This is a genomic window from Ferruginibacter sp. HRS2-29 (assembly GCF_024343615.1).
Classification (GTDB): Bacteria; Bacteroidota; Bacteroidia; order Chitinophagales; family Chitinophagaceae; genus Ferruginibacter.
Map to the genome: position 1 here is coordinate 1 of NZ_RJUB01000034.1, position 8,472 is coordinate 8,472.

Annotated in this window: 7 protein-coding genes; 3 read left to right on the plus strand and 4 right to left on the minus strand. The window is 35.1% G+C overall.

Annotated features, from left to right (window positions below; translation table 11 throughout):
* The 4 genes from EGI32_RS09860 to EGI32_RS09875 form a co-directional block, all read right to left on the minus strand.
* Positions 1 to 573 (minus strand): transposase (locus EGI32_RS09860; RefSeq protein ID WP_255155139.1); only part of this gene is annotated, 573 nt, incomplete at its 3' end.
* A 97-nt stretch (positions 574 to 670) separates the two neighbouring features.
* Entirely contained in the window at positions 671 to 5,485 is a 4,815-nt protein-coding gene (locus EGI32_RS09865; RefSeq protein WP_255155227.1) for a RecQ family ATP-dependent DNA helicase, read from the minus strand.
* A gap of 40 nt (positions 5,486 to 5,525) precedes the next feature.
* Complete coding sequence (locus tag EGI32_RS09870; protein WP_255155228.1) at positions 5,526 to 6,278, minus strand: HNH endonuclease; 753 nt, start codon at positions 6,276 to 6,278, stop codon at positions 5,526 to 5,528.
* 154 nt (positions 6,279 to 6,432) lie between these two features.
* Positions 6,433 to 6,645: a helix-turn-helix transcriptional regulator gene (locus EGI32_RS09875; RefSeq protein WP_255155229.1), complete on the minus strand. Its 213-nt coding sequence runs from the start codon at positions 6,643 to 6,645 to the stop codon at positions 6,433 to 6,435.
* Between the two features lie 152 nt (positions 6,646 to 6,797).
* Between EGI32_RS09875 and EGI32_RS09880 the strand changes: the two genes are divergently transcribed.
* The 3 genes from EGI32_RS09880 to EGI32_RS21335 all read left to right on the plus strand — a co-directional run.
* The gene (locus EGI32_RS09880) at positions 6,798 to 7,142 is read left to right on the plus strand and encodes a hypothetical protein (protein ID WP_255155230.1); all 345 of its coding nucleotides are present in this window, start codon (positions 6,798 to 6,800) and stop codon (positions 7,140 to 7,142) included.
* 626 nt (positions 7,143 to 7,768) lie between these two features.
* Positions 7,769 to 8,347 (plus strand): transposase, encoded by a 579-nt coding sequence (locus EGI32_RS09885; protein WP_255155231.1) that lies wholly within the window; start codon positions 7,769 to 7,771, stop codon positions 8,345 to 8,347.
* 44 nt (positions 8,348 to 8,391) lie between these two features.
* Positions 8,392 to 8,472 (plus strand): transposase (locus tag EGI32_RS21335; protein WP_369681650.1); only part of this gene is annotated, 81 nt, incomplete at its 3' end.

Genomic DNA, 8,472 nt, shown 5'->3' on the forward strand with positions numbered 1-8,472 from the left:
ACCGTCCCTATTGAGTCCTACGGCCAGGTAAATGGTTTTGTTGATGACCTTACTATTCTCCCTCACCTTAAAAACGATGCCATCCATCCACACAATTAAATACACCGGCTCCAAGGGCCTGTTCTGCCAGGCAATAACGTCATTGGCTACTGTTTCAGTAATACGGGAGATGGTGGAAGCAGACACTTCAAAATTATAAACTTCTCTTATCTGCTCTTCAATGTCGCTTACACTCATTCCCTTAGCGTAAAGAGATACAATGACGTTTTCTAACCCATCCACCATATTTTGCCTTTTAGGCAGCAGCATCGGGTTAAAAGAAGCATCCCTGTCTCTTGGTACCTGAACGGTAGACTCTCCAAAAGAAGTTTTTACCTGTTTGGCTGATGTACCATTACGGGCATTGGAAGAGCTGCTTTTCTCATGCTTGTCATAACCCAGATGTGCATCAAGTTCAGCTTCCAGGATTTTTTCAATACCCCGCTTTTGGAGTTGGGCTAAAAAACTGTTGAGCTGGTCGCCGGTTTTGAGTTGCTTTAAAAAAGCATCCGTGAGTTGTTGTTCGTTGTCCATAATTAAACTGTGTTTTAAAGTTATAAAAAAAGTGATCAAGAACTTGGGGTACCCCAAGTTCTTGATCACTTACACAGTTTATGAAACAGTACCTTTTTTATTTTGACGTTATTGATTTCTCAAAATATAACTCTGGCAGAATAACCTTAATCTCTTCTTCGGTATTTTCCTTCTTCCAATATATAATGAAATTCACCAATGCCTTTTTCAAATGAAACCCTTTCTGCTTTTGTGTTTCAATAACGCCGAGAAACCGTTTTGAAAATTTAAGTACTGACCTCCCTAGAATTGTTTCACAACCATCACTATTCACTATCAATGTATCCCCACTTATCAAAGCTGAAATATTCTGTTGCTTTAAGATAAAATAATCTAACCAAAGATCTTTTAAATATAATTGCAATACAATTTCATTTGGTGGTGAATAAATTCCATCATCTTCTCTTTTCTGCAAGTTGTCTATAGCAATGCTATCAAGATAATCCCCATTTAAATGAATATTCATATTGCGTTTTGCTCTTGTCATTGCTACATACAATTGGCGTTTTGCTTCATCCGTTGAAGGATTAAAATCCTCAAGCATAATAAAAACATTATCAAACTCTTTTCCTTTGGCTTTATGAATAGTTGAGACAAAAATCGTTTCACCGTTTTCATTGTAAAAATCTTCGAGTTTTGATTCTCTAATAAAAATCTCTAAATCAGATTTATATTTCTTCTTGGGGTTTGATTGTTCAAACTGTTTTATAAGATTATTGCAAATTTCAAATTGGCGACTCAATTGAAACCTTTTCCTTATTTCGCTCTTTGCGTAAGCCCAAACTTCCTCAGTAATTATTTTTACGTCATTATCTACTTCAATTTTATCCAAAAGAAAATGGATCTCCAAAACATTTTGCAAAGGGAATCCTTCATTACTCTGAATAAGTTTAGCATGTAGTCCACTTTTTAACAGTAACCCAGTAATTTGTAAAGCCTCATCGTTAGTTTTTGTCAAAACACAAGTTGTGCCGACCAATTCTGTTGAAAGAACATCTTGGATTAATGGATTAACAAGGTTACCATTTTTATAATGCACCAATTTTATTTCTCCGTTATCGGATTGATTTGCAGAAATAGTAGTTTCCTTTAATCGATGATTAATTTTTTTTAAAAATTCGTTCGAAAATTGAACTAGGTTATTTTTACTTCGATAATTGTGTATAAGTTCATGTTTGGTTACATCCTGCACCTCCATGAACTTCTGTAAATATTTTGAACTTGCTCCGCGGAATTCATAAATATTTTGGTCATCGTCACCAACTGCGATAACTCTCATTTCTTCATTTTGCTCCATTAATGCACCAATGAGAGCAAACTCATCAGCATTTATATCTTGGGCTTCATCTACTACCAAAACTGTTTTTGTGATCCGATTTGCTTCAACTTCGCCTGCTTTTATCCTTTCAATTGTTGTCTTCAATATAGTATCCGACTTTTCCAAATTCCCAACTTTGCCCAATAAATCAAAACAGTAAGAGTGAAAAGTTTTGATGTCTATATAGTGGGCAGCATTGCCAATCAAGGAAATTAATCGCTTTTTGAACTCCGTGGCTGCCGCTCTAGAAAAAGTCACCATGAGTAATTGTTCATGCTTAACATCCTCCATTAAAAGAAGTGAAGCTAATTTGTGAACTAATACTCTCGTTTTACCACTTCCTGGCCCTGCTAAAACAACAATATGTTTTGTTTCATTATCCTTAATAATTTCTAATTGCGTAGGAGATAATGCCCCAAACAATTGACGAAACTTCGCAGGAGTTATATTTCTTTTGATATCGTTTTGCCTACTTCCTTTGAAATGTTTATTCAGAAAAGAATTATAATTCAATCGGAAATAATCATCGACAAATTGTAATGCCCCCCTATAATCCCCGATCATCTTATGTGCATACTCACCAACAATATGAATTTGCTGTATTCTATTTTCGTAAAACTGATTTAACTTTTGGTAGTCTTCATTTCTGTATCTTCTTTTATTATCTTGCTCAATTCTATCTATAGTAAGTCGATTATAAACTACCAAAAAACCGCCCTCTATTTTGATTGCCTCAATTCTAGAAAGATAAAATAGCGCATCTTCTATATCTTCAATGGAAATTGAAGTTTTAAACAAAGTAGGCGTTTTTTCAAATTCTTCTTTTAACTCATGAACTGAAAACTCAATTAATACTTCTTCCTTTTCTTGCTCAACATCTACATTATTTAAATTGCTTTTTTCATACATCAACCCAATGATAAACCGGGCTAATTCATGCCTCTTTTGTAATTTTTCTTGTAAAGATTCTTTGGATTGAATACAGACGATGGCAACATTATTCTTGGAGTGTTTTGCGTTTTGCCGCTTAATCCAACTTTTTATTGCCCAAAAATTAATTATAGTTTTTAATTTATTAGGCGTTACGTCTTTGCATCCTTTTTCTTCCGCATCTTCATTTAATTGCTTAATATGAAATATTTTCTCAACTTCTTCAAAAACAGACAAAAGAAATATTTCAATTTGGAAATATATTTCTGCTATTTTCAATGACCGATTTATATTTTCACCTTTTTTTATGAATGCAGTTAGATCTTTAGCGTCAGCTAAAATCTTTTCTTCACGAAGAAGGTTAACTATATGAATAACCTCCTCTTTTACAATTCCTAAATGATCTGAAATATAATCGATTCTTGATTCAGCCGGATCATCATTATTTTGCTGTCGACTTTTGCTAGATAAAAGTTTTTTAATAATTCGAATCCCACTTTCTTTTTGATTCGCATCAAACCTATTTGACCTATTTATTTTTTCTATTGCTTCTTGTGCATTTTTCGAAAGTATACTATTTGCAAATACCCTTGGCATATTCTGCCCTCGTTTCAAGTACCCAGCATCTTCAAGGGCGGCAATTGCTGTAATTACCCGAGTTTCAATTTCACTAACATTATCGTCCCAACCAGCTTTTCGTGCAATTTCCAAAGCGGAATTAGAAACTGATAACCTAAATCTTGTTAAGTCCTTTATTGCCTTCCAAACTTGTTGAATTTCTTTTATCGAAAGCTTGGTTTGATTTAGCAAAATGAAATGTCTACTAAGATCTTCCTCATTAAACAAAACAAAACAATCTGCCGTTATGTTTTCATCTCGTCCTGCCCTTCCTGCTTCCTGAATATAATTTTCCAGAGAGTCTGAAATCTCATAATGAATTACTAATCCAATGTCTTTTTTATCAACTCCCATTCCAAATGCAGATGTTGCAACCATAATCTGAACTTCGCCTTTTATAAAAGCATCTTGATTAGCGGACTTTTCTTTAACATCCATTTTACCGTGATAGGATGTTGCATTAAAGCCATCTTTTATCAAGCGCTCAGCGATTAAGCGGGCTTTTTTAGTTCTTGAAACATATATAATAGTAGGACAATTCTTTTCTTCAATCAAATCTCTTGCTGAATTGTACTTTTCTTCATCGTTTCCTTTTTCAAAAACTTTATACCTTAAGTTAGTTCTTGTTGCACTTGAATTAAAAATCTCTAAATTAAGAGAAAGCTTCTCCTTGAAGTAGGCACAAATGTCCTCGATAACTTTCTTCTTGGCTGTCGCTGTAAAGCACGAAACAGGAATTGCTTCCGAGAGATTTTTTTTGTGCTGAAGTTGCTTGATGAAATCACCGATGTAGAGGTAATCCACTCTAAAATCTTGTCCCCATGATGAAAAACAGTGCGCCTCGTCTACTACAAATCGGACAATTTTCCTTCCCAATAAAAGCCTTTCTATCGTTTTTGAACGTAAAGATTCTGGCGAAATATAAAGAAGCGATGCAGAACCGTCTTCAATCCGTTCAAAAGATTTACCCCTTTCAATCGGATCAAGTAAACCATTTATTGTAACTGCATCTGTGATACCAATTTTTTCAAGGTTGTCAACCTGATCTTTCATTAAAGATTGCAACGGAGAAATAATTACAGTAAGCCCCTTTGTTGCTTCTCCACTCATTAAAGCTGGAATTTGAAATGTAATTGACTTACCCCCACCAGTTGGAAAGACCGCTAAAAGAGACTTATTATCGACTGCTGCCTGAACTGCCTTTTCTTGCAAATGCTCACCAGCATACTTTCTAAATGTGTCAAAACCAAAAAAGGTTTTTAATCCTTGGTATATGTTTAATGCTCGATTACAATAAATACAACCTGTTAAACACGGTCTATTTCGCAACTCACTCATTACCGATTCTATATCAGGATAATTTTTCAACACCCAAGGCGGAGTTATTGAATAACGGTTTTTGCAATTTATTAAAACCAAACAATAAGCTAGTTCAATGGGGTTTCTCGAAATCAGCTTCACAAGATCTGCTTCTCCACAAATTTCTGAATAAAACTTTTCGCTTATAACTGCTTCAAGGTTTGTATCGTGAATTTTATATGAAATATACTTGAAAAAAGATTGAAATTCCTTTGTATCTTTTAAAAGTAAATACAAGATTTTTTTTAGAGTTTCATCTGTTTGTTGAAATGCTCCAATCTCATCAAATAAGAGATCCTTGGCTTTAATTGAATCATTAAGTGGGTTATTTATGTCTTCATTTTGTAACTTATCATCTTTCAGCAACGAATGATAACGTCTCATAGGAAACAAAAGGGGAGAAAGTAACAAGGTATCGATGACATTCAATGGATTGACTTTTGCATCGTCTAGAGACTTCCAAATGTATTTTAAATCGTGGTTGAAAATATTATGGCCACAGACAAACTCTGTACCACTTAGGAAAATTGTAAAATCCTTCACTGAACTTGAATGAAATAAATTACCATCATCTTTAATGGCACCGATATCAACGATTTTTTTGCTTATAGGGTCAATTTCAGTATCGATAAATGTAATAGAATTCATTTTATCAAACTTGTTCGTTAGGAATTACGGCGGGCATATTTTATTTCAGGAAATTTACATGACCATCATTGGTAGTGTTCAAAATGTATTTTAAGTTTTCGATTGAAAGTGTATCTATTCTTCTATGTAGCATCCTATGACAATCTGCGCAGACTAAAGCCAAATCATCTAATCTTGTTTTTCTCGAAATTTGTATATTAAACAGTGGCATCTTATGATGACATTCAATAAATCCAGTTCCTAACTCCCCATACTTAGATTGATATTCAAACTCACATGCTTCACAATAAAGCTTTCCATCAATCATTGATTGCTTCTTCTTTTCTTGGACTATTTTCTTATCCCTTTCCCTTACTTTATGGAGTTTATAAAGTACTTGCCCTTCCATCACACTATCATTGATAGTTTCTTCGTCATCTTCTATCTGATAAATTTTTAGTTTAATATTTTCATCTAGAGCGACTTTTCTTATTTCAGAAGCTATAGAATGTAATTTATCCCGCTGATCAACAAACTCCTTAAAGACTTCTTCATCTAATTTGGAGGTGTTTTTCATACCCTTTCCAGTATATGTCTCGTCGAATTTTAAAAAATTAGAAAGTTTCATTGTAACACCATTTGCATTTCGAAATTTTTCTGCATCTGGTCTAATTGAAAATATAGGAAGTTTATTGATAATTTTACTAACCTCAATCACCTTGGGATTTTTTTTATCAATACTTCCCCTATTAGGAGAAAAATAAAGATCAAGGGCTAGGATTATTTCATCTCTATGCCATTTTGGGTTGCGCATATAGCAGCTATGTTAGGGTTAGGGGCTCACATTTCAGTCATGTAATTGGTATTCCACAAAGTGAACTGAAATGCTTGATGTTCTTAGTCATCAAATGCCTATCTAGTAAGTTAACTATAAAATTTTTAAAATCAAAAGAGAAAGTAATTGTCTACTAGGAATTCTTCAAATCTCCACATACAAATTCAAGTAGATCCCCCGGCTTCACATCAATCGCCAATGCAATCTTATACAACTCATCCGCACGCAGTTTCGTAGTATCATTTATAGTCAATTCACTAACCCTCGCTTTACTCAATCCAGTTTTTCTAGCGACATCAGATTTATTAACTGATTTTATTGCGAAGTATTCACCAAGCTTTGTCATTGATTGTCAAGATTTTCTATAAATGTTTATAACTTAAAGATAAATAATAGAAGATTTTCTAAAATAATTTCAAAATTTTGCTAGAAATATTATAATATTGTATAGATTTTCTATAAATAAGTCTTGATTATTCAAATTATAAACTCTCAATAATGTCTAAAGCAGCCTCCACCAAAGACCTACCAGCCTACCACAACGCCCCCCTCTCCCTAACCACCTCCGAAATCTCCAACCCCTACCTCGTCATCGAACACTTCTTCGATATCTGGCACCTCCCCCAAATGCGCCATTGTATGCGGGAATGGCTTCACGAAGTGGTACAAAAAGGGGAGGCCCCGGTATATAACTTCCTATGGCTGCACGATGAACTTACACGGCTGGCGGAAGCGGCGTGGCTGCTTGGTGAGCAAAACAGGGTGAGCATAGCCAGCAAAAAGCAAAAGATCAAGTTGGCTTCCAATGAGTTAAAGGAACCTGCGATCAAAAAAAAGAAATAACCGGATGCTATTTTTTAAGTTTATAGGTTTCAAAACATTGTTTCATAGAGACCGTGCCGGCAGCCAAAAAAAAATCACTGTGGCACGGTTGATATTTAAAAACACTGTGCCATGCGTTAAAAAAAACGATGACGGGCACGGTTGAAAAATACGACTGATCTTTTATCTGCTGCGCCACATCCATTTTGAAATTTCCAATGGCATACATCGTACCTGCGGCACGAAAAAAAATTTACATGTTTTTTTTACCTATAAAATGTTCCTACGGAACAGAAAACGCAACGCGGATATTTAGGATGGTGATGATCTGTTATGATCTTATCTGCGTTTATCTTAATAATCATCTGCATTTCGCAAACCTTTTCTGCGAAAAGGAAAAGATTGAACCACAGAATACACAGAGGGCCTTTAGATAGAAAACAGCTCTTTGATAGGTAATTAAGATTAATAAAATTTGTGAAAGGAAATGGGGTGAACTTGACAGAGGGCTAGACTTACGATCTAATCTGTGTATCAGTCCCCATCGCCTTCCACGGTTGCAAGGCCCAATTAGAATATTAAGTCCTTAAAGACTAATTAAAGGTTTTAGGCAAAGCAACTTTTTATTAATGCTTAAAAACAAATTTATGAAAGTTCAGCACATTATCGGAGCAGACCTCTCCAAAAAAACAATTGATGTGTTTTGTCATTCTACCGGCACTCACCATTGCATTGAAAACAATGAAAGCGGATTTAGATTATTGTTGCAATGGTTTAAAGAACAGAACGTATCCACCTGCCAGGCAGGTATCTTCATGGAACATACCGGACTTTACAGTTACCTGTTTGAAGAATTTTTACATCGGTATTCGATTTTATTTGTAAAGGTGGCTGCTTTGGAAATACTAAGATCCCAGGGCATAGTAAGAGGGAAATCGGATAAAATAGACGCCAGAAGGATCGCATTATATGGGGTAGAGAAACAACATAAGCTAATACCCCATGCTCCTGTGGATAAAGATCTTGATCGCTTGAAAATGCTCAATACAGTTCGTTCCGGCCTGGTAAGACAAAAAACTTCTTTAAAATGCAGCCTTAAGGAATACCGCAATATCGGAATCAAGGAGAGTGATCTGATCATTAAATCTCAACAGAAAGTATTAGCAATGCTGGAAAAACGCTTGTTAAAAGCAATGAAGGGATCAGCAGCAATTATGGTTATTTAAGAAGTGTCCGGGGCATAGGCCCGGTTACGGCGACTGTAACAATTATCAAAACAGCCAATTTTACCCGCTTTAAAGATGGGCGTAAGTTTGCCTGTTATTGCGGAACAGCCCCATTCGAATATAGT